The following is a 21,741-nucleotide window of genomic DNA, read 5'->3' as shown; positions in this document are numbered from 1 at the left end:
GCGCGGGACGGGCCGGTGACGTTCTAGGGTGGCGGGCATGGCACGATCACTGGTGATCAAGGTGACGGCGGGGGCCGACGACCCCGAACGGTGCAACCAGGCGTTCACGGTCGCGGCCGCGGCGCTCGCGAGCGGGGTGCCGGTCTCGCTCTGGCTGACCGGGGAGTCCTCGTGGTTCGCGCTCCCCGGGCGGGCCAAGGACTTCGCGCTGCCGCACGCGGTGCCGCTCGCGGACCTGCTCGAAGCGGTGCTGGCCGGCGGCCGGCTGACGCTCTGCACGCAGTGCGCGGCGCGGCGTGAGATCACGGTCGACGACGTGATAGAGGGCGTGCGCATCGCCGGGGCGCCCACGTTCGTCGAGGAGGTGACGGCCGAGGGCGCGCAGGCGCTCGTCTACTGAGTCACGGCTACTGAGCCATCACGGCTACTGAGCCATCACGGCTACTGAGCCATCACGGCGCTGAACCGCTCCTGCCGGAGCTGCTCGTAGCGGGTGTCGTCGAGCGGGCCCAGCTCGCCCACCCGCCACGACAGCAGCAGGTCGGCCAGCGCCGGGTTGCGGGCCAGCGCGGGGCCGTGCAGGTAGGTGCCGACGACGTGACCGGCGTAGCAGCCCTCGAAGCCGTCGCCGTTGCCGACGCCCTTGACGACCTTCGACAGCGGCTTGACGCCGGGGCCGAGGCGGGTGACGCCCATGTGGTTCTCGAACCCGGTCAGCGTCGGCAGGCCCAGCGCGGCGTCCACCTCGGCCACCAGCTCGCCCACGGCCCGCGCGGGGCCCCGGGCGCTGGACAGGTCGAGCAGGCCGATGCCGTCGACCGGCTGGCCCTCCTCGCCGCCGAACGTGCTGCCCATGATCTGGTAGCCGGCGCATACGGCGAGCAACGAGGCGCCCCGGGCGACGGCCCGCTGCAGGCCGCCGTCGCGGCGCAGCCGCTCGGCCGCGAGGATCTGCGGCCGGTCCTCGCCGCCGCCGATGAGGTAGACGTCGCCGTTCTCCGGCACCGGATCGGAGGAGCGGACGTGGACGGTCTCCGTCCGGATGCCGCGACGCTGGGCCCGGTGCTCCAGGACGAGCGCGTTGCCCTGGTCGCCGTAGGTGCTCAGCAGGTCGGGGTAGATCCAGACGATGCTCAGGGCGCTGTCAGACGGCACGGCCGAACTCCGATCGGATCTGCTGGAAGGCGGTGTAGTTGGCGATCACGTCGACCCGGCCGGGCGGCTGCATGGCCAGCGCCTCCGAGAACGACGCGCAGAGCGCGAACGGCACGTCGGCCACCTCCAGCCGGAGCGCCAGGTCGAGGCGGCGCTCGCCGGTCACGAAGACGGGCCGGCCGCGCAGGATGCGGTAGTCGACGTCCCACAGCCAGGAGGTGTCGCGGCCGTCGGGACCCTGCGCGTTGACCGACAGGATGATCGGCAGGTGGGGGTCGGAGACGTCGAACGCCTCCAGCCAGCCCGCGGGGTTCTTGGCCAGCAGCAGCCGCGCGTGGCGGCCGTCACGCTCGACCGTCGTGTAGCGGCCGGCGACCGACGTCACCTCGCGCAGCCGGGGCAGCGCCCGCTCCACCGGCAGCCCGAACGCGTCGGCGACGGCCAGCGCCATCGCCGCGTTGGACCGGTTGGCCAGGCCCGGGAGCTGGATGTCGATCAGCCAGCGCTGGCCGCGCGGGTCGATCACCGCGTCGTCGTCGAGCACCCACTGCGGCTCGGGCCGGTGGAAGGTGCACTCGCGGCACGCCCAGTGGACGCCCTTGCGCTCCAGCGGCCCGCCGCACTCGGGGCAGCTCCAGGAGTCCTCCTTCCAGCGCTGCCCGCCGGCGACCCAGGTGACCTTGGCGGCCGTGGAGGCGCCCCAGGTGACCAGCGGGTCGTCGCAGTTGGCGATGACGTGGGTGGGCTTGCCGGACAGCGCCTTGCGCCACTTCTGCGCCAGCAGCCAGATCTCGGCGGCGCGGTCCATCTGGTCGCGGCTGAGGTTCATCAGGCACACGACGCCGGCGCCGGTGGTGTCGAGCACCTCGGGCAGGTACTTCTCGTCGACCTCCAGCACCCCGTAGGGGGCGTGCTTGTGCTCGGAGAGGGCGGAGACGTGGCCGGCGGGCATGTTGGCGCCGAACGCGTTGGTGGCCACCTCCCCCAAGTCCAGCAGGGCGGAGGTGATCAGCCGCGTGGTGGTGGTCTTGCCGTTGGTCGCGCTGACCAGGGCCAGCTTGCGGTCACGGGCAAGCTGGCGGAGCAGGTCGGGCTCGAGCATCAGGCCGACCCGCCCGCCGATCACCGAGCCGTCGCCGCGCCCGGTCATCCTGGACAGCGTGGCGGCACTGCGGCCCAGGGCGCTCGCGAGCTGAGCCCGCAGTGGAAGCTGGGTCATGCTGACAAATCCTAGTCGTGATCGGCCGTGCCACACCGCTTACCGGAGATCACCGCGCCTGTTCGGCCAGGTGAGGCTCGGCGAACGAGATCGCCGGCGCGCCGTCGTGGCCGAACGGCAGCACGAACCGGTGCGGCCACGCCAGCACCCCCTCCAGCCAGCCGGCGCCCATGGTCTGGCCGACGTGCCGGAGCCTGGCCTGCGGCTCGACGCCGAGTGCCACCGCGTCGACGTCGCGGCGGACGCTCTCGAGCTCGTCGTCACCGAGGATGACCCGCCAGGCCAGCTCCCTGTTGTGGTCCATCTCCATCGACAGCGGGTGGCGGCGCAGCGCCTTGGCCCGATGGCCGAGCAGCTCGCCCTGCGGCCCCGGGTGGTCGCCGTTCTGCTGGAAGATCGCGTACTCCAGCGGCGGGGCGGGGGTGCGCAGGTCCGGCGCGGGCCGCCCGTACGGGAAAAGCCTGTCGACCTCGTGCAGCCAGCGCACCTGCGGGAGCACCCACGACGCGTCGGGGCGCTCGCCGCCGCCCTGGCCGCCCAGCAGGCGGGTGGCGGCCGCGGCGGCCTTCTCGGTGAGCAGCGCCGGGTCGAACCAGCTGCGCAGCGCCCAGGCGCGCCGCCGCACCGAACGCTCGACCAAGGTGGCGAGCAGGCACTCGGCGCGCCGGGCCGGCAGCTCGCCCCAGGCGGCGGCCAGGGCGCGCGGCACGCCGGGCAGCGACCGGCCGGTCACGAAGGCGAGCACGACCGTGTCGCACCAGATGCGCAGCCACGCCCAGTCGGGCGCGTCGGCGAGCACGTCGGCCTCGCGCAGCTCCACCAGCGTGCACGCCTGGCCGGTGCGGCACGGCGCGCCGCAGGCGGCGGAGCGGCGGCCCCTGATCGGCGGCGGCGGGCCGGCCAGCGCCTTCTCGCGCGACTCTCCGAGCGGCACGCGCACCCGCAGCGGCCGGTCCATCCCGTCGGCGAACACGGCCGCGTCGCCGGGCGGCAGCGAGACGACCTGGCGGGACTGCTCCTCGCTGAGGTTCATGGCCGCGCCGACGAGTTGCCGGTCGTCCTCGGCGGGCAGCCGGTGCACGACCTTGAGCGCGGTGTTCTTGACCACGTCGGCGACGAGCTTGGTGGGGATCTGCTCGGCCACCACGATGCCCTCGCCGTACGCCCTGATCTCGGCGAGCATGCCGGCCAGCAGCTCCACCGCGTGCGTGGCGGCACGGCCGGTGCCGCGGTCGCGCAGCAGCCGGTGCGCCTCCTCGATGACGATGACGTGCCGCAGGCCGGCGCTCTTCTCCTGGCGGGCGCGCATCCGCAGGTGCTCCACGATCCGGATGATCAGGGTGCCCATGAGGAACGCCTTGTCCTCGTCGTTGGCCACGTCCTCGATCGCCAGCACCACGTTGCGGCGCAGCAGCCCGCCGATGTCGGCCGGGTGCCCGCCCTCGAAGAACCGGCCCGCCGAGCCGACCCGCAGCGAGCGCAGCCGCAGCGAGATGAACCCCTCCACGTCGGCCTGCACCTCACGGCCGTAGCCGATCTCCTGGATCACGTCCATCGCGTGCCGCTGGAGCTGCTCCAGGGTCGGCACGCTGGGCGGCACCTTCGACCCGGGCACCGCGCCTCCGGTGACCACGTCCCAGCCGGTGGCCTCGTACACGCGCTGCAACGCCAGCGACATGATCTGCGGGAACGGCTCCTCGGCGTCGAACGCCGCCATGAACAGCGCCCTGATCATGTCGATGTGCGCCTGCACCGGGTAGCCGGGCTCGGGCTCCAGCGGGTTGACGCTGAACGGCACGCCCTCCGGCGCGGACGGGTTGATCACCGTGACCTGCTCCGGCTCGACCCGTCCCGCCATGGCGGCGTACTCGGACTTGGCCGCCTCGATCGCCAGCCACGGGATGCCGGCCTGGCTGAGCTGCTCCAGCAGGTGCCTGACGGTCTGCGACTTGCCGGAGCCGGTGGCGCCGGTGACGAACGCGTGCCGGTTGAGCGTGGCCAGCGGCACCCGGAACGAGCCGACCGGCCGGTCCTGGCCGTCGAGGATCTCGCCCAGCTCCAGCTCGCCCTCGCCGGCCTCGGACGTCACGTCGAAGAACCCGGCGTCGAGCACCCGCACGCCCGGCACCTCGCGCCTGGGCAGGCCGGCCAGCGCCGCCAGCGTGCCGGCCGTGGCCGCGAACGGGGCCGCCGCGCCGTCGCCCGGGTCCTGCATGGTCAGCTCCAGCGCCTCCGGCAGCGGGTGCACCACGCCGTGCGCGCTGCGCAGCCGGTACGGGTGATGGCTCATCTCCACCGACCCGACCAGGACGGGCGCGATCTGCCGCAGCTCGTCGGGGTTGGCGGCGCCGGCCAGCACGCGCACGTTCCAGAGCCCGGCCTCGCGGAAGGCGTCGAGCTCCTGCATGCGCCGTTCGGCCCGCTCGGCGTCGAACCTGGACCGCTCGGACGCGTCGCCGTACTGCCGCAGCACGTTGAGCTGGGTGCGCAGGTGCGCCACCTCGGCGTCGAGCAGGTCGGTCGGCTCGGCCACGACCAGCCACGCGAACGGCCGCGACATGAGCGTGACGAGCGTCGCCTCGAACAGCGTCGGCCGCTTCAGCTCGTCGGCGTCCGGCTCCCTGCGCCCGCCGAGCGGGGGCGCCTGGCGGCCGGGGCACGGCGTCCAGACGAGGTCCGCCAGGTCGGCCAGGTAGCCGTCGTCGAGCTCGACACCGCGCGCGCCGCCGGGGAAGAGCAGCGGCTGCGGCCCGGCGGGCCGGTCGGGCGTCTCGGGCGCGCGGCGCGGCTGCCGGGGCGGGGAGAGCGGCCCCGCGTTCGTGATGAGCTCCAGCGGCGCGCCGGAGCCGCGCGAGAGCCAGCCGATGACGAACGGCCTGCCGCGCGCCGCCGCCGACAGCGCGGCGGGCAGCACGGTGACGAAGTCCCACTCGGCCGACGAGCTGCGTGAGGGCGCCGCGATCGACTGGATCCGGTACCACGGCCCGCTCAGCGACACACTGGGCTGCATCTCATCCCCCCACAGACGGTTGTCAGTAAACTCCCGCCGAAAGCCAGCGCACCACGTGGGCTTTGACCATTTCCTTGCCTGTCATTGCCTGTCCTTGCGCCAGTCGAGGCGCGGCGGCGGCGGTCCGAGGTTCGGCGGGGGGTCGGGCCTGCCGTTCTCGTCGGGCTGCGCGAGCGGGGTGTCGCGGACGTCCTCCAGCTCGGCCAGCGTCGTCTTGGGGAAGGTCAGGATGGCCGGGTTGGCGTCGGCCAGCCGGACCCGCCGGCCGTGCGCGGTGGCGTCGGTGACGATCACCGACGTGGTGGGGAGCTGCTGGAGCTGGTGGGGCTCGACGAGGAACTCGCGCGAGCGCTGCAGCACCCGCTCCTTCTCCGAGATCTTGTCGGCGGTGCGGCCCCACTCGGTCGACTCGGTGATGTCCTCGGCCAGGTCCGCGCCGCTTTCGTCGGGCCGCTCGGCGGTGTCGTCGAGCTGCTCGATGGTGGAGGTGTAGCCGCCGTCCAGCCGCGGCAGCGAGTCGCTGATCGTCTCGGTGAGCTGGGCCAGCTCCAGCCGGTGCTCGGTCCCGACGTGCTCGCTGGCCACCCGGGCGTCCTCGGCGTTGCCCAGCCGCATGAACGCGACCGCCGCGTGGCCCCGGCCGAGCCGCTCGCGGACGGTCGGGGTGAGCGAGCGGTAGGTCAGCACCAGCCCGGTACGGGACGTCTCGCAGGCGTCCATGAGCCGGTCGAGCACGTCGCCGCGGAGCTTGTCGGCGCCCGCCACGATGATCGTGTGGTACCACGGCCGGTCGGCGGCGGGCGACTGGCGCAGGATGTGGGTGAGCGCGGTCGCCACGTACGTGCCGAGCACCCGGTTGCCGAACACCCCGGCCTGCCGGTCCATGCTGACCACCCGCAGCCGGGCGGGCGGCAGCCGGACGGCCTGCGTGCCGAGCGTCTCCAGCTTGCGCAGCTGCGACTCCAGCGCCCAGGCCCGCTCGATCACGACCCGGTCGCTCACCCCGCGCCCGAACAGGGTGCCGATGCGCTCCAGCTGGGTGGCGGTGATGAGGCCGAACCGCAGGTCCTCGCGCGGGTCGCCGACCTGCGCCAGGGCCCGCAGCGCAGCCGTCACCTGGCTGATCGTGGCGTTCTCGCCGAGCACCTCCAGCACCCGCTCCAGGATCGCGTTGTCGAAGCTGAGGTCGCGGGTGGTGCGGTGCTCCTCGCTCACGCTCACCACGTGCGCGAGCACGTCGGCGAACGCCTCCGGCTTGAGCGTCGCCCCCAGGTCGAGCCGGGGCAGGTCGACCGGCAGCACCCACACCAGCGGGTCGTCGCCGCCCTTGCGGGCCAGCTCGATCAGGTCCTTGGCGATCGCCCCCTCCGACAGGTCGAGCACGGTCAGGTGGCCGCCGCTGTAGAGGCGGGTCGCGCCGACCAGCGTGATCAGCGCCGACCAGCCGGGCAGCGTGCCGCCCGCCACGTCGATCCGGTCGATCTCGTCGGGTACCGCGACCGCGTACCAGGTGAGCTGGCGGTCGAAGCGCTCCTTCTCCTCCTGCCACTCGCGGTAGCGCTGGGCGTGCTCCTCCTGCGCCTGGAACAGCTCCCTGTCACGTTCCTGACGCTGGCGGTCGTTCCTCGCCTGCTGCTCCGACACGCGGTAGCGGACCGCCCGGTCGCCCTGGACGAGCGCGTACGCGCAGATGCCGGCCACGCCGCCGGCCGCGAGCACGCCGAGCAGCGCGAACTGCCAGGCGAGATAGCCGGCCACGGCCGACACCACGATCAGCCCGGCCAGCACGAGCATGAACATCCGCACCAGCCGCACCGGCCGGTTGAGCATGTCCTCCTGGAGCCGCTCGCGGCGCAGCAGCGCGGCCCGCTCCTCCTCGTCCCGCTCGGTGACCTGCGGCTCCTCGGCGGGGGACGGCCGTTTCGGCGGCGGGCCTGGGTCGGGGTGCGGCAGGATGTACTGCCAGCCCAGGTAGATGCGATCGGCCTGGAGCTGCGCGTGATCGGGATGCACGTCCGCCACGTGACCCCCTCCGGCTGCGCTATGTCGTTAGCAGGGCCCTGTTCCCCTTCACTCCGTGACAGCGTATGAGCTACAACCCCTGCTGCGGCAGGGTTCTCGGCAATTCCGCCAGCCCGATGGGCGTATTGGGGTGGGTGGGACAAGGCTCACCTATTACCATCACTAGCCATGACGGAACCCCTCGACGGCCGCGGCACTCCCCGGCGTCCGGTCGCGGTGCCCGTCGCCAGTCTGCTCATCGTGACCGTCGTCGGGATCATCACGCTGCTCGGCGGGCTGGAGGAGGCCGAGGCACCGCCCAAGCCGCTCGGCCAGGGCGCGGTGCTCGACCAGGGCCTCTACTCCACCGCCTTCGTCGAGGCGCGGGTGAACGTCGAGAAGGCCGAGCTGTCCTTCGAGGAGGACAAGCGGTTCGTGGAGATGGTCTTCGACGTCACCAACCTCGGCGAGGAGACCGTGAGCGTCGGCCTGCCGCCCGCCAAGCCCGAGGAGGCCGGGTTCGGTCACTCCTTCGCCAACTCGCTCGTCAGGATCTCGCCGGCGATCAAGAAGGACAAGGGGCCGTTCGCCTTCGCCCTGGCCGGCGACGACCAGACGAACCAGCTCCATCCCGGCCTCAAGACCAAGGTCATCGTCCGCTATCGGCTCGACCCGGGCGAGCAGCCGCCCGACAAGATCACGCTGGACGTGGCGTCCTTCGAGTACTCCCCCGGCTTCCAGGACGAGACCGTCAGATGGCAGCTGATCCGCGAAGCCGCCGGGGAGACATTTGTGCCGACCGTCCAGGCCCAGGTGACGCTCCCCGTCAAGGCCGGAGACACGGCATGACCGCCACCGAGCGACGCCCCGGCGCCCCCGGCCGCCGCGCCCGTCCGCCGCGCGGACCCGGCGAGTCGCGGCTGCTCAACGCCGCCGTCGGACTCGTGCTCGTCGGCGCCGCGATCGGCCTGCAGTCCATGGACCTCAGCCACAACGAGTACACCGCCCCACTGACCTACACCGGCGAACTGGGCAAGGACATCGACGCCACCCGCTTCGTCGTCCGGGTCAACTCGGTCACCGCCGCCAAGGCCGTCCAGCACCTCTCCGACACGGTCAAGACCGACCACCTGTTCCTCATCGTCAACGTCTCCGCCAAGTCCAAGCTCCAGCCGTACAAACTCGGGCCGGCCATGCTGCTGACCGCCGACGGCAAGAAGTTCTCCACCACCGACCGGGTCGACAGCTCCATCTCCATCACCAGCAAATGGGTGCAGCCCGACATCTGGGCCCGCGGCCCCTACTTCTTCGAGGTGCCCGCCTCCGCGCTCCCCGGCGCCCGCGTGGTCGTCGGCCTGCCGCCGACGGCGCTGATCGAGCCCTACCAGCCGGAAGCCGAGATCGACCTCGCGCTGGACGAGGCGGCGGCGCGCAAGCTCGCCGGCTCGGCCCAGGACGTCCACTCCACCGACGCGAAGTGATCCGACGGTGACTTCCTCCCCACGCCGGCAGGCGGCACCCCGCGGATCGCGCCCGCCGTCGACTCCGCCCGCTTCCCGTCCCGCGGCAGGTTCGCTTTCCCCCAGGGTGACGACCGGGGTCCCAGCGAAGGAAATCCGATGAGCAGCAACGACCGCGACTGGTTCGCGCCCAAGAAGAGCCACCGGCGCCCCGAGGACCCGGACACCACCCACCCGCCATCCGACGCCCAGCCCTACGACCCGGACACCCCGCCCGAACCCGGCGCGGCCTACGACCCGGGCGGGGCGTCGCCGGGCGGAAGCCGACCAGCCGGACAGCCGCCCCTCCATCGGCGCGCGACTCCGGCCACCGGCCCCGGCCAGTCCGCCTACCCCGGGGACCACAGCACGCCCGGCCAGGCCCCGCACCTGCCGCAACCAACCGACCCCTGGCAACAAGCAGCTGCCGGACAAGCCGCGTATCCGGAGCGGCGGACGAACCGGCCTGGACACCAAGCGCGACCTGACCGCTCCCGATCGGGGCAGCCGCGACCGGGGCCATCGGGATGGGCCGGCCAGGAAAGTGACCAGACGCACGGGCGGGGCGGTCCGGGCGCGCAACCGTACGGGCGTGCTCCGGGTGGACAGGGCACCCCCGATGGACCGGCCGTTCCTGGCGGGCAGGGCACCCTCGGCGGGCGGAGGGAGCCACCCATGATGCGGCCTGTCCGAGGACGTGACTTTCCGCCTGACCAGCAGGTCTGGCCGCCGGTGCCGCGCCGCCACGAGGCGATGGGCTCCACGCAACCCATCCCGGCCGTACGCGACAGCCTGCCCTTGCCTCCCGCCGGGGTCCGGGAGAGCGGCAGACCGTTCCTGGGGGCCGCGGAACACGCCCCGGGAACCGGCGCTGCCACACCCGCCCCGAGGACGGCCGCACCGGGAGCCGATCCCGGTGTCCCCAGCACGGCAGCAGGACCTGCCGAAGCGTGGGGCACGGGACCGGGCGGGGCAACAGGCGCCGCGGGACCCGGCGGCGCTATGAGGGCGACGGGCCCCGGCGGCCCGGCGGGCGCCACCGGAACCGGCGACGTGACGACCACCGGAACCACCACCGGGCGCGGTGCGGGGTCCGCGGGAGTCGGTGGGACGGCCGGGGACCACAGGGGTACCGGTGCGGTCGGAGGGTCCGAGCCGGGGGCGAGCGGTCCGGGCGCGATGGAGGCCGGGCAGAGCGTGGGGGCAGGGCCAGGCGCGGAGGCCGGGCCGGGGAGGGGTGCGCGGAGGAAGCGGACGGCGCTGGTCGCCGTGGGCGCCGTGGTGGTGTCGCTGCTCTCCGTCGCCGCGTACGGGTTCGACGGCTACCGGTTCCACGAGTCCGTCACCACCAGAGGGCTGTACCCGAAGGAGGTGACGGTCCCGGCCGGCGGCTCGTACGAGGTCTACGACACCGAGTGGAAGGCCGACGTGGCCGTCACCGATCCGCCGCAGGACAACGGGCACGGCCCGGACGTCACCTGGCTCGCGATCGACATCAGGCAGAAGGTCCTCGACGAGGGCAGCGCGACCATGACGGGTCTGCCTGAGGAACCGGAGCTGGCCGACCGGGCGGGCCGGACGTGGGTGGTGGAGCTGTCGTCGGGCGACCGGCCGAACGACCGGTTGAAGGTGGGCGAGGAGTATCGGATCCAGGGGCTGGCAGTGGTGCCGACCGCGGTGAAGGACGAGGTGGAGCTCTCGTTCAGGCCGAGCTCGTACCGCTCCGACACCCCCACCGAGGACTACTTCAAGAAGGACTCGGAGGCGGTCAGGATCGACAATCTGGTCCGGCTGACGTTCAGGAGGCGTTGAGCGGCCGGCCGCGCAGGCGGGCGCGGGTGGCGGCGAGGTCGAAGGTGGCGGCCAGGAGCGCCATGGTCAGCGCGGTCACCAGCAGGTCGCGGACGAAGCCGACCGGCACGCCGACGTACATCCAGGTCCATTCGGCCTCGGAGCCGATGAGGGTGCGGACGGCGCGGTCGGCGTAGCGGGAGCCCACCTCGATGGCCACGTAGCACAGGCACATCATGCCGAACAGCGGCGCGCCACCCTTGATGATCATGCGAAGGGAGTTGGCCAGCGGCAGCCAGCGGTCCGTGAAGCCGCTGGTGACGTGGTCGAACGACTTCCGCGTGAGGTCGTGGCTGCTCTCCAGCCGGTCCACGCCCTTCTCCAGGCGGGTGCCCTTGACCAGGGTGCGCTTGTCGTCGGAGAAGGCGCCGAAGACGAGCATCGCCACCGTGAGCCAGGCCAGCGGGATGGCCACGGCGTCCAGGAACAGCGGCCAGAAGGCGCCGAACGCCTCGGTGAACGCCTCCCAGGCGGGGACCGTCTCCTTGGCGTTGTCCAGCGTCTGCTTGGTGCCGACGACGACCGCGCGGGTGTCGGTCCACTCGGCGCGGGCGTCGGCGAAGGCGACGGTGGCGTTCAGCCCGTAGAAGACGAAGCCGAACTCGGAGAAGGCGGCGGCGAACCCGTAGAAGCGGCCCTTGCCCTTCTCCACCAGCCTGGCGAAGAGCGTCTTCAGCAGGAACATGACCGCCATCGCGCCCAGTGAGACCCGCCAGTCGAGGTCGGCGAGGCTCATGCCGACGTTGGTCTCCTCGCCGAACCACTGGGCTTCCGTCATGTCGTAGAAGTGGTGGAGCAGGTCCATCTGCTGGAAGTCGCGCGCGTCCTCGGCGTGGAAGCCCCAGGCGAGGTAGAGGACGGCGAACGCGGGAGCCATCCGGTCGAGCGTGCGGAAGAACCGCTCGTCCGGGACTCCTTCGGCGGCTCGGGCGCGTATCTCCCAGAGCGCGCCGCGCAGGCTGTGCAGCATGCCGGTGGTGACCGTCATCGCCGCCAGCACCACCAGGGTGAGCAGCGTCATCACGGCGACGAGGCGGACCTGCCGCCACTCGCCGTACGCGACTTCGGTGCCCGCGTACAGCAGCGCGTAGCGTGCCAGATCGCCGGCGGCGAACCAGAGGATCAGGGGCAGCGCGCACTTCCCGGCGACCCGCATGGTGTGCAGGGGCAACGAGAAAGGCGACGGCAGCCGCTGACCCGGTGCGGGGCCGGGCCGGTTCGGTGCTATCACACCAGACGTTCCGGACATCGGTGGAATCGTAGCGGCCTGCCCTCACCGGCCGCAGCCGCATCCCGGCAAGCAGTCAGGGCAGGCCGACGTACGCCCGCCCGGGACGGCTCGGCGAGACGCCCGGCACGGGGGCGGCGGACGATGCATCATGGCCCCATGGACTCGCGGCCCGCGCCGGACACCGATCCGCGCGTGATCGGTCAGCGGGTGCGGCAGCTGCGCCAGTCGCGCGGGGTCTCACTGTCGGAGCTCGCCCGGCGGGCGGGCATCGGCAAGGCCACGCTCTCCGGCGTCGAGACCGGCACCCGCAACCCCACCCTGGAGACGCTCTGGGCCATCACGGCCCAGCTCGGCGTGCCGATCGGGGCGATACTCGACGCGCCGCCCGAGCCCAGGAACGTCCGCGGCACCGCCGTGGAGGCCGCGCTGCTGGAGCTCTTCGAGGACGACGACGTCACCTACGAGCTCTACCGGCTGCGCGTCCCGCCGGGGATCACCCAGAGCTCGCCCGCCCACCTGGCGGGCGCGACCGAGCACGTCACGGTCTTCAGCGGCGTCCTCGCGGCCGGACCGCCGCACGCGCCGCTCACGGCGGGGCCGGGCGAGCACATCTCGTGGCGCTCCGACGTCCCGCACATCTACCACGCGACGGGCACCGACGTCGTCCACGCCACCCTGCTCATGCGCTATCCGGCCAGGCTCTGACGGCGCGCGAAGGGCCCGCGTCCGGGAAGGACGCGGGCCCTTTTGCGGTCGACGATCAGACGGCGACGGCCAGCTCGGCCACCTCACCGAGCCGGGCCTGCACCCGGATGTCGCGGGTGACGCCGCCGCCCGCGATGATGCGTACGGTCCAGTCGCCGGGACCGGCGAAGAAGCGGAAGACTCCCTCGTCGGACACCACGACCTCGCCGGTGAACTCGCCGGTGTGGTCGAGCAGCCGCGCGTAGGCGGTGCCGGCGCCGGTGACCCGGCCCTGGATCACGGCCTGGTTGGACAGATCGATCCCGGCCGGCAGCGCGATGGTCTGCTCCGGCGCTCCGCAACCCTGCGTGGTCATCGGGCCTCCCCCAGCTCGATCGGCACGCCCACGAGCGAGCCGTACTCGGTCCACGAACCGTCGTAGTTCTTCACGTTCTCCTGGTCGAGCAGCTCGTGCAGGACGAACCAGGTGTGGGCGGAACGCTCGCCGATGCGGCAGTAGGCGATGGTGTCCTTGCCGAAGTCGACGCCGGCCTCGCTGTAGAGGGTGCGCAGCTCGTCGTCGGACCTGAAGGTGCCGTCGTCGTTGGCCGCCTTGGACCACGGGATGTTGCGGGCGGTCGGCACGTGGCCGCCGCGCTGCGCCGACTCCTGCGGCAGGTGGGCGGGGGCGAGCAGCTTGCCGGTGAACTCGTCGGGCGAGCGGACGTCCACCAGGTTGAGCTTGCCGATCGCGGCCACCACGTCGTCGCGGAAGGCGCGGATCGCGGTGTTCTCCTTGTTGACGACGTACTGGGTCTTGGCCCGCTCGGGGACGTCCTTGACCAGCTCGCGCGACTCCAGCTCCCACTTCTTGCGGCCGCCGTCGAGGAGCTTGACGTCGTCGTGCCCGTAAAGCTTGAAGTACCAGTAGGCGTAGGCCGCGAACCAGTTGTTGTTGCCACCGTAGAGGACGACGGTGTCGTCGTTGGAGATGCCCCGGTCGGAGAGCAGAGCCTCGAAACCGGTCTTGTCCACGAAGTCGCGGCGGACCGGGTCCTGCAGGTCCTGCCTCCAGTCGATCTTCACTGCGCCACGGATGTGGCCCTTGTCGTAGGCGCTGGTGTCTTCGTCGACCTCGACGAAGACGACACCCGGGGTGTCGAGGTTGGCCTCGACCCAGTCGGCATCCACCAGGACGGCGGAGCGGCTCATTGTGGTACCTCCATGTTGGCGGCGGGCAATATACGGCGAATCAGCAGATACATGTCGCAGCCAAGGCAGAATCCGAAGGCTGCGTTGAGGAAGGCGGCGAGGAGGGCCGCGGCCGTGGCCCCGAGGGCCAGCGGCGTGATCCCCGCGGCGAACCCGGCCACCCCCACGACCGCGAAGACGAGCCCCACCCCCTGCGCGAAACGCGGCGGGCGGGAGTCCTCGGTCTCCTTCGGGGCGCTCTTGACGAGCGCCTGGAAAAGCATCCCGTACGGTGATCTGCCCGCGATGCCGAACGCGAACACCACGGCCTGGGCGGCAAGCAGCCAAGCGCTGCCCGTCACCAGGACGAGGACGAGGATCAACGTGGTGATGGCCGCGCCGAAGCGCAGCGCCCTGGGGTCGGCACGCATCGTGGGATGCTCCTGAAGGATTCGGAAAGGGGGCGGGCCGCAAGCCCGCGCGAGACCGTCCTCAGGCAGCGCGACAGAGCGCGGTCGCGACGCGGCAGAAATCAACCGCGCGCCGCTTCGTCAGCAGCTCCGTCGATGGGTTCATGCCGAGAAGACTACTCGGCGTCTCGACATCTGTCACATGTCGTCCGGCTTGTGAGACGAATCCTGAGACACGACCTGCGCGAGCGAGTGCAGCACGGCGGCCTTCGTGGGCTGCCCTGACGCCCTGCGCACGACCGCCCCGCGGGCGTCGAGCACGAGCACGGTCGGCGTCCGCATCACGTCGAGCCGCCGTACGAGGTCGAGCCTGGACTCGGCGTCGATCTCCACGTGCGCCACGCCCGGCACCAGCGCGCTCACGTCGGCGAGCACCCGGCGCGTGGCCCGGCACGGCTGGCAGAAGGCGGTGGAGAACTGCACGAGCGTGGCCCGCTCCCCCAGTTCGGCGCCCAGCTCGCCGGGGCCCAGCAGGGGGCCGGGGTCGCGGTCGCCCACGCGGTCGCCCACACGTCCGTCCGTGTGCAGCCGAATCACTCCGATCGCCGCTCCGAGCGCCAGCGTGGCCAGCGCGACCCACAGTCCCGTCATCCCCCGGTGCAACCACCGGCCCCGCCGTTTACTTCCCGGTCCCGGTCACCGGGATCCGCACCAGCACCTCGCCGTCCCCGATGATCTCGAACGCGGCGATGTCCGCCAGCGCGGTGCGCGTCTCGTGCCGGAAGACCGCGCCGTCCTCGTATGTCGCCCGGTTGATCCGCCACGGCCCGGTCCGTTCCCGGGAGCCGTCCTTGCTGACGATGACGAGCCTGGACTCGGTGCCCACCCGGGCCCCTTCGATGCGCACCGTCAGATCGGTGCGCGGGCCGGTGGGCACGGCGGTCACGGTCACCCGGTGACGGGCGGCCGAGCCGGTGAACGCGCGGCCCAGGGAAGAGCGCGACGCGGAGGCCATGGGACTCGCCGTGGGACTCGCTATGGGACTCGCCGTGGGCGCGGGCGAGGCCTTCTCGGCGCGTTCCTGCCGGGTCGAGAACTCCTCCGCGTCCTCGGCCTCGGTCGACCGGGCAGCGTCGTCCCCGGCGCTGGACTGGTCCGCCGGCCCGGTGTCCGGAGCGGACGCGGTCGTCGGCGCCTCTCCGGGCAGGCCCGCCCACACCACGCCGCCCACCACGACCGCCGCCGCGGCGGCCGCGACCGCCATGAGCGCGCGGACCCGCCCGCGCCGCCTGGCCCGCTCCTTCAGCAGCCGTTCGAGCACCCGCTTCGGCGGGCTGGCGACCAGGGCCACGTCCCGCTCGGACACCTTGCCCAGGAACCCGGCGACCCCCGCCAGCTCCGCCAGCTCGCCCCCGCACTCCTCGCACGTGGCCAGGTGGAGGTCGACCTCCTCGGCCTCGTGCGGTTCGAGCGCGCCGAGCGCGTGCGCGCCGAGCGCCTGCCGGACCTCCTCGCACGTCATCACGGCGCCAGCCCCCGCTCTTCCAGCGCGAGCTTGAGCGCCCGCAGCGCGTAGTAGGTGCGCGACTTGACCGTGCCCGGCGGGACGCCGAGCCTCGCCGAGGCCTCCTTCACCGACCGCCCCCGGTAGTAGACCTCCATCAGCACCTCGCGGTGCTCGGGCCGCAGCGCCGCTAACGCCTCCGCGACCGCCCACGACTCGACCGCGCGCTCCAGCTCGTCGTCCGCGGGCAGCACGGCCAGCGCCTCGTCACCCGTCTCCGGAGGCCGGGACCTCCGGGCGCGGTGCTGGTCGACGACGAGATTGCGGGCCACGGTGAACAGCCAGGCGCGGATCGGGCGGTCGCGCAGTGCGCCGGGATGCCGCCACGCCCGCAGCAGCGTCTCCTGCACCACGTCCTCCGCCCGTCCCGAGTCACCTGTCAGTCGCAGTACGTATCCGTACAGTGGCCCGGCATGCTCGTCGAACAGGGTCCTCACGAGTTCCTCGTCGGCGGTGCCAGCTGAGCTCACGCCCTCATCACGTACGGAGGACGGAGGTGGTTCACGGTCATCCACGGATCGGCACGTCAGACGCCTCGGCGGAGATCTGCAGCCCTCCGGGCACGCTCTTCACCCCGGTCACCTTCACGTCGAAGGGCAGCTTCCCCTTGAACGGGATCGTGTAGCCGACGAGCCGGGCGAGCTGGACGGGCACCCCCTCGATCTTCTCCGCCTGCAGCCGGATGCCCGCCTCGGTCATCTCGACCTTCATCTCCGCGTCGAACTTCACCTTCTGCGCGCCCACCATCAGCTCACCGGAGGCGACGAACCGGTCGCCCCTGCCGCTGATCTTCACACCCTCCGGGGCGAACCGGTCGATGGTCGCGTTCGTCAGCGTGCCGCTGACGGCGACCCGGCCGGCCCGGATGTCGGCCCGGTTCTGCAGGAGGTCGGCCAGCGGCGCGGTCACGTCGTACGCCGCCCCCTTGAGATCCTCGATCGGAACACCGCCGTAACGCAGCGTGCCGAGGTCGAAGCGGACCTCCTGGTAGTGGCCGGAGACCGCCTGCGTCAGGAAGGGGATGCCGGTGATCTCCACCTCCGGCGTCCGCTGCAGGTCGGAGGCGGCCGCGATCCTGTTGGCGAGGTCGCGTTGCACCCCCGCGACCGCCACCCGGTCGAGCACGGCGAGGAGGATGAAGAGCAGGATCAGGAAAACGAGCAGCTTGCGCATCGCACTCCCTGTCTCGGGCCGGGGGTCATGAAGCTTATCGGCTCATTCCCCAACAAGCCGGAAGATCACCCGCCGGCGAAAGGCGGCAGCACCTCGACCGTCACGCCGTCGCGGAGCTCCACCTCTCCGTGCGGCCGTCGGCCCACGGGAGAGCCGTCGATCAGAAATGACGATCTGCCGACCACCCTGGCGAGTTCGGCACGATCAGCTGTGATTTTCGTCATGAGTTCGCCCAGCGTGGCGGCTTCGAATTCTTCTTCGGCCACTCCGGCCGCCGCCTTCGCCGCCGCCCAATAGCGCACTTTCCCGCAGGCCATGGCCACCTCACTTTTCGTCGTCCACCATTGTGCGTTCTTGTTCATCCGCTCGTCGCACGAGACGTGGCGTTCATCTGACGGACGCCCCATAGACGTCAGTTACTCGTGGGATATCCTCACCTACAGGACTCGGGCGACGTAGCCCCCGGGTCCTTGCGTGTTTGAGGGAGGCCCATATGAGCAACCTGCTGCTGCTCACCAACGCGCTCGAACCGTCCGCCGAAGTGCTGCCCGCCCTGGGGTTGCTCCTCCACTCCGTCAGGGTCGCGCCGGCGGAGGCCTCCGCCCTGATCGACGCCCCTCCCTCGGACGCCGTGCTGGTCGACGCCCGCAAGGAGCTCGTGCAGGCCAAGAGCCTGTGCCGGCTGATCCGCACCACCGGCATCGACTGTCCCCTGCTGGTGATCGTCACCGAGGGCGGCCTCGCCGCGATGACCGCCGAATGGCAGGTCGACGACGTACTGCTCGAAGGCGCCGGGCCTGCGGAGGTGGAGGCGCGGCTGCGCATGGCCGTGGGCCGCATCACGCAGGCCTCCACCGAGGACGTGCCCGACGAGATCCGCAGCGGCGACCTGTCGATCGACGAGGCCACCTACACCGCCCGCCTGCGGGGCAGGGTGCTCGACCTGACGTTCAAGGAGTTCGAGCTGCTGAAGTACCTCGCGCAGCACCCCGGCCGGGTGTTCACCCGCGCCCAGCTGCTGCAGGAGGTCTGGGGCTACGACTACTTCGGCGGCACCAGGACCGTCGACGTGCACGTGCGGCGGCTGCGGGCCAAGCTCGGCACCGAGAACGAGTCGCTCATCGGCACGGTCCGCAACGTCGGCTACCGCTTCGTCCCCGACAGGGCCGACACCGCGGCGGTCTGACCCGCTCCTCAGCCGGGGATGAGCCGGGCCGGGAACGCCCCCTGGTGCGGCCCGCCCTCCGGGTCGAGCTCGTGCCTGATGGCCGCGCAGTGGTCCAGCATCGCGCCGTGCAGCGACCACAGCCGGACGTTCTCGGTGTCGGGGACGCGCTCGGCGGCCAGCGTCTGATGCTCGCCGCCCTCGCGCAGCGCGGTCCGCAGCCGGCCCAGGTCCTTGACGCTGCCCCGGCCCAGCTGGAGCCGGCCGAACGCGGCGAAGGCCCGAGAGATGGCCATGAGCTCGTCGCCGAGCGCCGCAGGGACCCGGTCGACGTCCTCGGCGGGCAGCCCGCGCACCCCGGCCGCCAGATCGGTGAGCGACCGGGCCAGGGCGCGCAACTGCAGACCGGCGTGGTCCAGGCAGGTCATGGCCTCGGACACCTGGTCCAGCCGCTGGTCCTGGCGACGGCGCTCCAGCGGCATCAGCTTCACCGACTCGGCGGCCTGCTCGGCCACCTCCTGGCTCTCGCGCAGACGGGCGTCCACCTCGCGGGAGCGCTCCAGCCAGCTTCTCGCCTCGTCCTCGCCCCACGTGCCGCGCACGCCCTTGCCCATGTCCGCCGTCAGCGACGCCATGTCGCCGGCCAGCTCGGCCAGCTCCTTGCGCGCGTCCTCCACGTACCGGGGAGGCAGCACGACCAGGTTGGCCAGGATGCCGATGACGGCGCCCAGCAGCAGGTCGATCAGCCGTTCCAGGCTGTAACCGGCCCCCAGTGCGAACACCAGCAGGCCGGTGATCGGGATCTGCACGTTCTGCTTGGGCAGGTTGAGCAGCGGGGTGAGCACCAGCCCGCCCGCGACCAGGATGGCCAGGGTGATCGCGTTCACCCCGAGCAGGTAGATCAGCGCGCCCGCGCCGGCCAGCCCGACCACCACGGCGCCGACCTGCTGCACGCCCCGCACGACGGTGCTGTAGGCGGTGGCCGAGATCGTGAGCAGCACCCCGATCGGGGCCAGCACCGGCATCCTGGCCTCCAGCAGCCGCGCCGCGATCCACCAGGCGAGCACGCACGCGGCCGTCGTCTTCACCCCCTGCAGCAGCGGGTCGCGTTCGGCCCGCAGCCATCCGCCCGGGCCCAGCCGGCGGGCCCGTTCCAGGATCAGCCTGCCGGTCCTGCCGATGCGCTCGAATGGCGGCAGCAGTTGCCGCGATCGCTCCCCCACCCCGGCATCGTCGCAGGAAGAATCCCGCCTGAGCTGGGTAGACACCCTGCTGGAGCGGAGGTGGCGCGGATGGACGCCGAGATCTCGGGACAGCTGGTGGTGCCGGAGGGTGCGCGCGGCATGGTCGTGTTCGTGCACGGCAGCGGCAGCAGCAGCCGCAGTCCGCGCAACCGGTACGTGGCGGGCGCGCTGAACGAGGCCGGGCTGGGCACGCTCCTGTTCGACCTGCTGACGCCGGAGGAGGAGGCCGACCGGGCCAACGTGTTCGACATCGAGCTGCTGGCCGCCCGGCTGCTGCTGGCGACGGAGCGGGTGCTCGAGGAACCGGCCGCGGCGCGGCTGCCGCTCGGCTACTTCGGCGCGAGCACCGGCGCGGCCGCCGCCCTGTGGGCCGCGGCCGAGCCGGGTTCCGGCGTGGCGGCTGTCGTCTCCCGCGGCGGCCGCCCCGACCTGGCCGCCCCCCGTCTCGGCTCCGTACGGGCCCCCACCCTGCTCATCGTGGGCGGCCACGACGAGCAGGTGCTGGAGCTGAACCGGCAGGCCCAGCGGGAGCTGGGCGGCGAGACCCGCCTGGAGGTCGTCCCCGGCGCCACCCACCTGTTCGAGGAGCCCGGAGCGCTGGAACAGGTCGCCGACCTGGCCGGCCACTGGTTCACCGCGCACCTCACCCCCTGACGGGCTCAGCGCAGGGCCGCGACGACGTCCAGCTCGACGGGCATGCCGGCGGGCAGCGAGGCGGAGCCGAAAGGCGAGCCTGCTGTGGCGCGCGGGCGCCTCGGGCAGGACCAGACCCGCGTCGTGCAGGCGTCGCAGCGGATCGGTCATCGCCGTCGTCCGTTCACCCGATCAGGCGCCCGATCGTGTGATCGGCCTGGCCCGGATCCCAGGTCGTGCCGAGCAGCTTGTAGTTCATGCGGGGGAAGAGGCGGTAGCGGCCGCCGAGCTCGCCGCCGCAGCGTACGCGCCGGGCGGAAGCCTCCGCCTGATCGGGTGCGCGCCCAGCCTTCGCGGGCTGGCTAAGGTGGGGCGTGTGTGGCAGCTGAGTTTATTGGAGCAGCGGCTGCTGGAGGCGCGCACCCGTGGCGAGGTCGGCCTCTGCCTGAGCCTGCTGCGCGCGGCCGATCTCGCCCTCCCCGTCGAGGAGCACGGTCCGCCGGCCTGGGCCACCCTGCCGGCCGGGGGTCGGACCTGGCTGCTGGCCTACACCTCCGAGGCCGCGCTCCAGGCTGCCACGAACGGCGCGGTGCGCCACCACAGGATCAGCTCGATGGTGGAGCTGGCCGCCGGTTATCCCGACCCGCGCTGGGGTCTGGCGATCAACGCCGGCCTGGAACCCGAGTTCCTCCTGGAGCCCGGCACCGTGGCGAGGGTCGCGGTGCCGACGCTCCAGCAGGACCACCTCATGAACCCGGGCATCCCCTTGGTGCAGAAGCTCCTGCATCCTTCGGAGATCCGGGGGCTGCTCGACGACGGCAGGCCGCGGGTTTCTGGCTACTGTCACCACGCGCTCGACGTGGCGCACATCGCGACGCCGGACCTGCTCGCCGAGGCGCTGCTGCGGGACGACGTCCTGACCGACGTGGGCGCCGTGAACATCCTCCGCTGGCCCGCCATCGGCTTCGAGCTCTACCGCACCCCCTACGGCGGGGAGACCGAGGAGGCGATGCTCGCGGTGGCCGGCTCCGTGATCGAGGAGGCCCCGTTCGTCGGCATGGGGCTCGTGCCTCACGTCGATCACACGATCCGCGAGTACAAGATCGACTCTGTCCTGCTGCCGTACGGGGCCGAGATCGTCGAGCTGGGCGCCGACGGCGTGTCCCGCAGGCGTGCCGTCTACGACGGCGATCTGGAAACCTGGCTGCTGGTGCGGGAGACGCCATGAGCCGGCCACGTTACGAAGCCCGGTGGCGGGGCGCCGACTACCCCGCCTCTCCGGAGTCCCGCGCTGACGGGGTGTGGCTCCGCCTGCGTAGCCGCACTCCGCTGGAAGGCTTCGACGAGGTGGCGCCCGGCCGGTGGGTCCTTCCCGTGCCCGCGGCCGAATGCGAGCAGGTGACATACGTCACCACGGTGTGCGAGTGGCGCGGCGTGCCCTGCGTCGTGCTCGGCGACGAGAACGGTGACGAGAACGGCGACCTGCTGGTCGAGTACGTCGGCGGCCTGGCTCCCGTGGCCGCTGACCTGGGGTTCGGCCGAGTCGAGCGCGGCGTGCACCGGCGTCCGGTGCCCCGGGACGAGGTGTCCGGTCTGCGCGAGGAGATCACCCCCGTCACGTGCGTGTGACAACCGGCGTACGACAACTCGAACGCGCTTTCCCATGGTTTTTGCTAGTTTACGGAAAGAGCAGAGATTCCTGTCGCTTGGG

General features: G+C 72.2%; 23 protein-coding genes. 9 read left to right on the top strand and 14 right to left on the bottom strand.

The features are described 5' to 3' along the window. The first annotated feature begins 37 nt into the window (after nucleotides 1–37). On the top strand, nucleotides 38–400 hold the full coding sequence (locus tag ACQEUU_RS06770) for a DsrE family protein (RefSeq protein ID WP_270154863.1): 363 nt from the start codon (nucleotides 38–40) through the stop codon (nucleotides 398–400). A gap of 41 nt (nucleotides 401–441) precedes the next feature. Here ACQEUU_RS06770 and ACQEUU_RS06765 read toward each other — a convergent pair whose 3' ends face one another. The 4 genes from ACQEUU_RS06765 to ACQEUU_RS06750 form a co-directional block, all read right to left on the bottom strand. Beyond that, nucleotides 442–1,155: a type 1 glutamine amidotransferase gene (locus ACQEUU_RS06765; protein WP_433061774.1), complete on the bottom strand. Its 714-nt coding sequence runs from the start codon at nucleotides 1,153–1,155 to the stop codon at nucleotides 442–444. Next, nucleotides 1,145–2,374 carry a MurT ligase domain-containing protein gene (locus tag ACQEUU_RS06760; protein ID WP_433061771.1) on the bottom strand — a complete coding sequence of 410 codons (1,230 nt, stop codon included), beginning with the start codon at nucleotides 2,372–2,374 and terminating at the stop codon, nucleotides 1,145–1,147. Before ACQEUU_RS06760 ends, ACQEUU_RS06765 begins: the two co-directional genes overlap by 11 nt. Nucleotides 2,375–2,423: 49 nt before the next feature. Beyond that, nucleotides 2,424–5,384: an ATP-binding protein gene (locus ACQEUU_RS06755; protein WP_433061768.1), complete on the bottom strand. Its 2,961-nt coding sequence runs from the start codon at nucleotides 5,382–5,384 to the stop codon at nucleotides 2,424–2,426. 81 nt (nucleotides 5,385–5,465) lie between these two features. Next, nucleotides 5,466–7,406, bottom strand: coding sequence for a hypothetical protein (locus tag ACQEUU_RS06750; RefSeq protein ID WP_433061765.1), 1,941 nt, complete (start codon nucleotides 7,404–7,406; stop codon nucleotides 5,466–5,468). Between the two features lie 168 nt (nucleotides 7,407–7,574). Here ACQEUU_RS06750 and ACQEUU_RS06745 point away from each other — a divergent pair, with 168 nt between their 5' ends. The 3 genes from ACQEUU_RS06745 to ACQEUU_RS06735 all read left to right on the top strand — a co-directional run bounded on the left by ACQEUU_RS06745 (nucleotide 7,575) and on the right by ACQEUU_RS06735 (nucleotide 10,696). Next, nucleotides 7,575–8,234, top strand: a complete 660-nt coding sequence (locus tag ACQEUU_RS06745; RefSeq protein WP_433061762.1) for a hypothetical protein — start codon at nucleotides 7,575–7,577, stop codon at nucleotides 8,232–8,234. Further along, nucleotides 8,231–8,866 carry a hypothetical protein gene (locus ACQEUU_RS06740; RefSeq protein WP_433061760.1) on the top strand — a complete coding sequence of 212 codons (636 nt, stop codon included), beginning with the start codon at nucleotides 8,231–8,233 and terminating at the stop codon, nucleotides 8,864–8,866. Before ACQEUU_RS06745 ends, ACQEUU_RS06740 begins: the two co-directional genes overlap by 4 nt. Before the next feature lie 1,215 nt (nucleotides 8,867–10,081). Continuing rightward, a complete protein-coding gene (locus tag ACQEUU_RS06735) occupies nucleotides 10,082–10,696 on the top strand; it encodes a hypothetical protein (RefSeq protein WP_433061757.1) in 615 nt (204 codons plus the stop codon). Here the strand turns inward: ACQEUU_RS06735 and ACQEUU_RS06730 are convergent. Continuing rightward, complete coding sequence (locus tag ACQEUU_RS06730; protein WP_433061754.1) at nucleotides 10,683–11,906, bottom strand: hypothetical protein; 1,224 nt, start codon at nucleotides 11,904–11,906, stop codon at nucleotides 10,683–10,685. The genes ACQEUU_RS06735 and ACQEUU_RS06730 overlap by 14 nt on opposite strands. 216 nt (nucleotides 11,907–12,122) lie before the next feature. Between ACQEUU_RS06730 and ACQEUU_RS06725 the strand changes: the two genes are divergently transcribed. Further along, a complete protein-coding gene (locus tag ACQEUU_RS06725; RefSeq protein WP_433061752.1) occupies nucleotides 12,123–12,671 on the top strand; it encodes a helix-turn-helix domain-containing protein in 549 nt (182 codons plus the stop codon). A gap of 55 nt (nucleotides 12,672–12,726) precedes the next feature. Here the strand turns inward: ACQEUU_RS06725 and ACQEUU_RS06720 are convergent, their stop codons facing one another. From ACQEUU_RS06720 to ACQEUU_RS06685, 8 genes are all read right to left on the bottom strand, one after another. Beyond that, nucleotides 12,727–13,026 carry a DUF1416 domain-containing protein gene (locus tag ACQEUU_RS06720; RefSeq protein WP_433061749.1) on the bottom strand — a complete coding sequence of 100 codons (300 nt, stop codon included), beginning with the start codon at nucleotides 13,024–13,026 and terminating at the stop codon, nucleotides 12,727–12,729. Further along, nucleotides 13,023–13,862, bottom strand: coding sequence for a sulfurtransferase (locus tag ACQEUU_RS06715; protein WP_433061747.1), 840 nt, complete (start codon nucleotides 13,860–13,862; stop codon nucleotides 13,023–13,025). Before ACQEUU_RS06715 ends, ACQEUU_RS06720 begins: the two co-directional genes overlap by 4 nt. Further along, entirely contained in the window at nucleotides 13,859–14,272 is a 414-nt protein-coding gene (locus ACQEUU_RS06710) for a DUF4395 domain-containing protein (RefSeq protein ID WP_433061745.1), read from the bottom strand. Before ACQEUU_RS06710 ends, ACQEUU_RS06715 begins: the two co-directional genes overlap by 4 nt. 177 nt (nucleotides 14,273–14,449) lie before the next feature. Further along, nucleotides 14,450–14,902, bottom strand: a complete 453-nt coding sequence (locus ACQEUU_RS06705) for a thioredoxin family protein (protein WP_433061742.1) — start codon at nucleotides 14,900–14,902, stop codon at nucleotides 14,450–14,452. Nucleotides 14,903–14,930: 28 nt separating this feature from the next. Beyond that, nucleotides 14,931–15,773, bottom strand: coding sequence for an anti-sigma factor family protein (locus ACQEUU_RS06700; protein WP_433061740.1), 843 nt, complete (start codon nucleotides 15,771–15,773; stop codon nucleotides 14,931–14,933). Beyond that, a complete protein-coding gene (locus ACQEUU_RS06695; protein WP_433061737.1) occupies nucleotides 15,773–16,285 on the bottom strand; it encodes a sigma-70 family RNA polymerase sigma factor in 513 nt (170 codons plus the stop codon). The genes ACQEUU_RS06700 and ACQEUU_RS06695 overlap by 1 nt, the downstream gene beginning before the upstream one ends. Nucleotides 16,286–16,322: 37 nt before the next feature. Further along, entirely contained in the window at nucleotides 16,323–16,988 is a 666-nt protein-coding gene (locus ACQEUU_RS06690) for an LmeA family phospholipid-binding protein (protein WP_433061734.1), read from the bottom strand. A 65-nt stretch (nucleotides 16,989–17,053) separates the two neighbouring features. Beyond that, nucleotides 17,054–17,305 carry a MoaD/ThiS family protein gene (locus tag ACQEUU_RS06685; protein WP_270159785.1) on the bottom strand — a complete coding sequence of 84 codons (252 nt, stop codon included), beginning with the start codon at nucleotides 17,303–17,305 and terminating at the stop codon, nucleotides 17,054–17,056. A gap of 176 nt (nucleotides 17,306–17,481) precedes the next feature. Between ACQEUU_RS06685 and ACQEUU_RS06680 the strand changes: the two genes are divergently transcribed. Further along, the gene (locus tag ACQEUU_RS06680; RefSeq protein ID WP_433061732.1) at nucleotides 17,482–18,174 is read left to right on the top strand and encodes a winged helix-turn-helix transcriptional regulator; all 693 of its coding nucleotides are present in this window, start codon (nucleotides 17,482–17,484) and stop codon (nucleotides 18,172–18,174) included. An 8-nt stretch (nucleotides 18,175–18,182) separates the two neighbouring features. Here ACQEUU_RS06680 and ACQEUU_RS06675 read toward each other — a convergent pair whose 3' ends face one another. After that, on the bottom strand, nucleotides 18,183–19,376 hold the full coding sequence (locus tag ACQEUU_RS06675; RefSeq protein WP_433061730.1) for an FUSC family protein: 1,194 nt from the start codon (nucleotides 19,374–19,376) through the stop codon (nucleotides 18,183–18,185). 69 nt (nucleotides 19,377–19,445) lie between these two features. Between ACQEUU_RS06675 and ACQEUU_RS06670 the strand changes: the two genes are divergently transcribed. From ACQEUU_RS06670 to ACQEUU_RS06660, 3 genes are all read left to right on the top strand, one after another. Beyond that, nucleotides 19,446–20,051, top strand: a complete 606-nt coding sequence (locus ACQEUU_RS06670; RefSeq protein ID WP_433061727.1) for a dienelactone hydrolase family protein — start codon at nucleotides 19,446–19,448, stop codon at nucleotides 20,049–20,051. A gap of 355 nt (nucleotides 20,052–20,406) precedes the next feature. After that, a complete protein-coding gene (locus tag ACQEUU_RS06665; RefSeq protein ID WP_433061724.1) occupies nucleotides 20,407–21,258 on the top strand; it encodes an SseB family protein in 852 nt (283 codons plus the stop codon). Next, nucleotides 21,255–21,659 (top strand): hypothetical protein, encoded by a 405-nt coding sequence (locus ACQEUU_RS06660; RefSeq protein ID WP_433061721.1) that lies wholly within the window; start codon nucleotides 21,255–21,257, stop codon nucleotides 21,657–21,659. The genes ACQEUU_RS06665 and ACQEUU_RS06660 overlap by 4 nt, the downstream gene beginning before the upstream one ends. Nucleotides 21,660–21,741 lie beyond the last annotated feature (82 nt).

It is taken from the genome of Nonomuraea sp. CA-218870 (genome assembly GCF_050936535.1).
In the GTDB taxonomy this organism is placed as follows: domain Bacteria; phylum Actinomycetota; class Actinomycetes; order Streptosporangiales; family Streptosporangiaceae; genus Nonomuraea; species Nonomuraea corallina.
This window is presented reverse-complemented; position numbering and strand designations above follow the sequence as displayed.

Bases quoted from the DNA above. Each gene is read 5' to 3' on its own strand.
- ACQEUU_RS06770 (WP_270154863.1), top strand. From the start codon at position 38: ATGGCACGATCACTGGTGATCAAGGTGACGGCGGGGGCCGACGACCCC.
- ACQEUU_RS06760 (WP_433061771.1), bottom strand. From the start codon at position 2,374: ATGACCCAGCTTCCACTGCGGGCTCAGCTCGCGAGCGCCCTGGGCCGC.
- ACQEUU_RS06755 (WP_433061768.1), bottom strand. From the start codon at position 5,384: ATGCAGCCCAGTGTGTCGCTGAGCGGGCCGTGGTACCGGATCCAGTCG.
- ACQEUU_RS06745 (WP_433061762.1), top strand. From the start codon at position 7,575: ATGACGGAACCCCTCGACGGCCGCGGCACTCCCCGGCGTCCGGTCGCG.
- ACQEUU_RS06740 (WP_433061760.1), top strand. From the start codon at position 8,231: ATGACCGCCACCGAGCGACGCCCCGGCGCCCCCGGCCGCCGCGCCCGT.
- ACQEUU_RS06725 (WP_433061752.1), top strand. From the start codon at position 12,123: ATGGACTCGCGGCCCGCGCCGGACACCGATCCGCGCGTGATCGGTCAG.
- ACQEUU_RS06720 (WP_433061749.1), bottom strand. From the start codon at position 13,026: ATGACCACGCAGGGTTGCGGAGCGCCGGAGCAGACCATCGCGCTGCCG.
- ACQEUU_RS06715 (WP_433061747.1), bottom strand. From the start codon at position 13,862: ATGAGCCGCTCCGCCGTCCTGGTGGATGCCGACTGGGTCGAGGCCAAC.
- ACQEUU_RS06710 (WP_433061745.1), bottom strand. From the start codon at position 14,272: ATGCGTGCCGACCCCAGGGCGCTGCGCTTCGGCGCGGCCATCACCACG.
- ACQEUU_RS06705 (WP_433061742.1), bottom strand. From the start codon at position 14,902: ATGACGGGACTGTGGGTCGCGCTGGCCACGCTGGCGCTCGGAGCGGCG.
- ACQEUU_RS06700 (WP_433061740.1), bottom strand. From the start codon at position 15,773: ATGACGTGCGAGGAGGTCCGGCAGGCGCTCGGCGCGCACGCGCTCGGC.
- ACQEUU_RS06690 (WP_433061734.1), bottom strand. From the start codon at position 16,988: ATGCGCAAGCTGCTCGTTTTCCTGATCCTGCTCTTCATCCTCCTCGCC.
- ACQEUU_RS06685 (WP_270159785.1), bottom strand. From the start codon at position 17,305: ATGGCCTGCGGGAAAGTGCGCTATTGGGCGGCGGCGAAGGCGGCGGCC.
- ACQEUU_RS06680 (WP_433061732.1), top strand. From the start codon at position 17,482: ATGAGCAACCTGCTGCTGCTCACCAACGCGCTCGAACCGTCCGCCGAA.
- ACQEUU_RS06670 (WP_433061727.1), top strand. From the start codon at position 19,446: ATGGACGCCGAGATCTCGGGACAGCTGGTGGTGCCGGAGGGTGCGCGC.
- ACQEUU_RS06660 (WP_433061721.1), top strand. From the start codon at position 21,255: ATGAGCCGGCCACGTTACGAAGCCCGGTGGCGGGGCGCCGACTACCCC.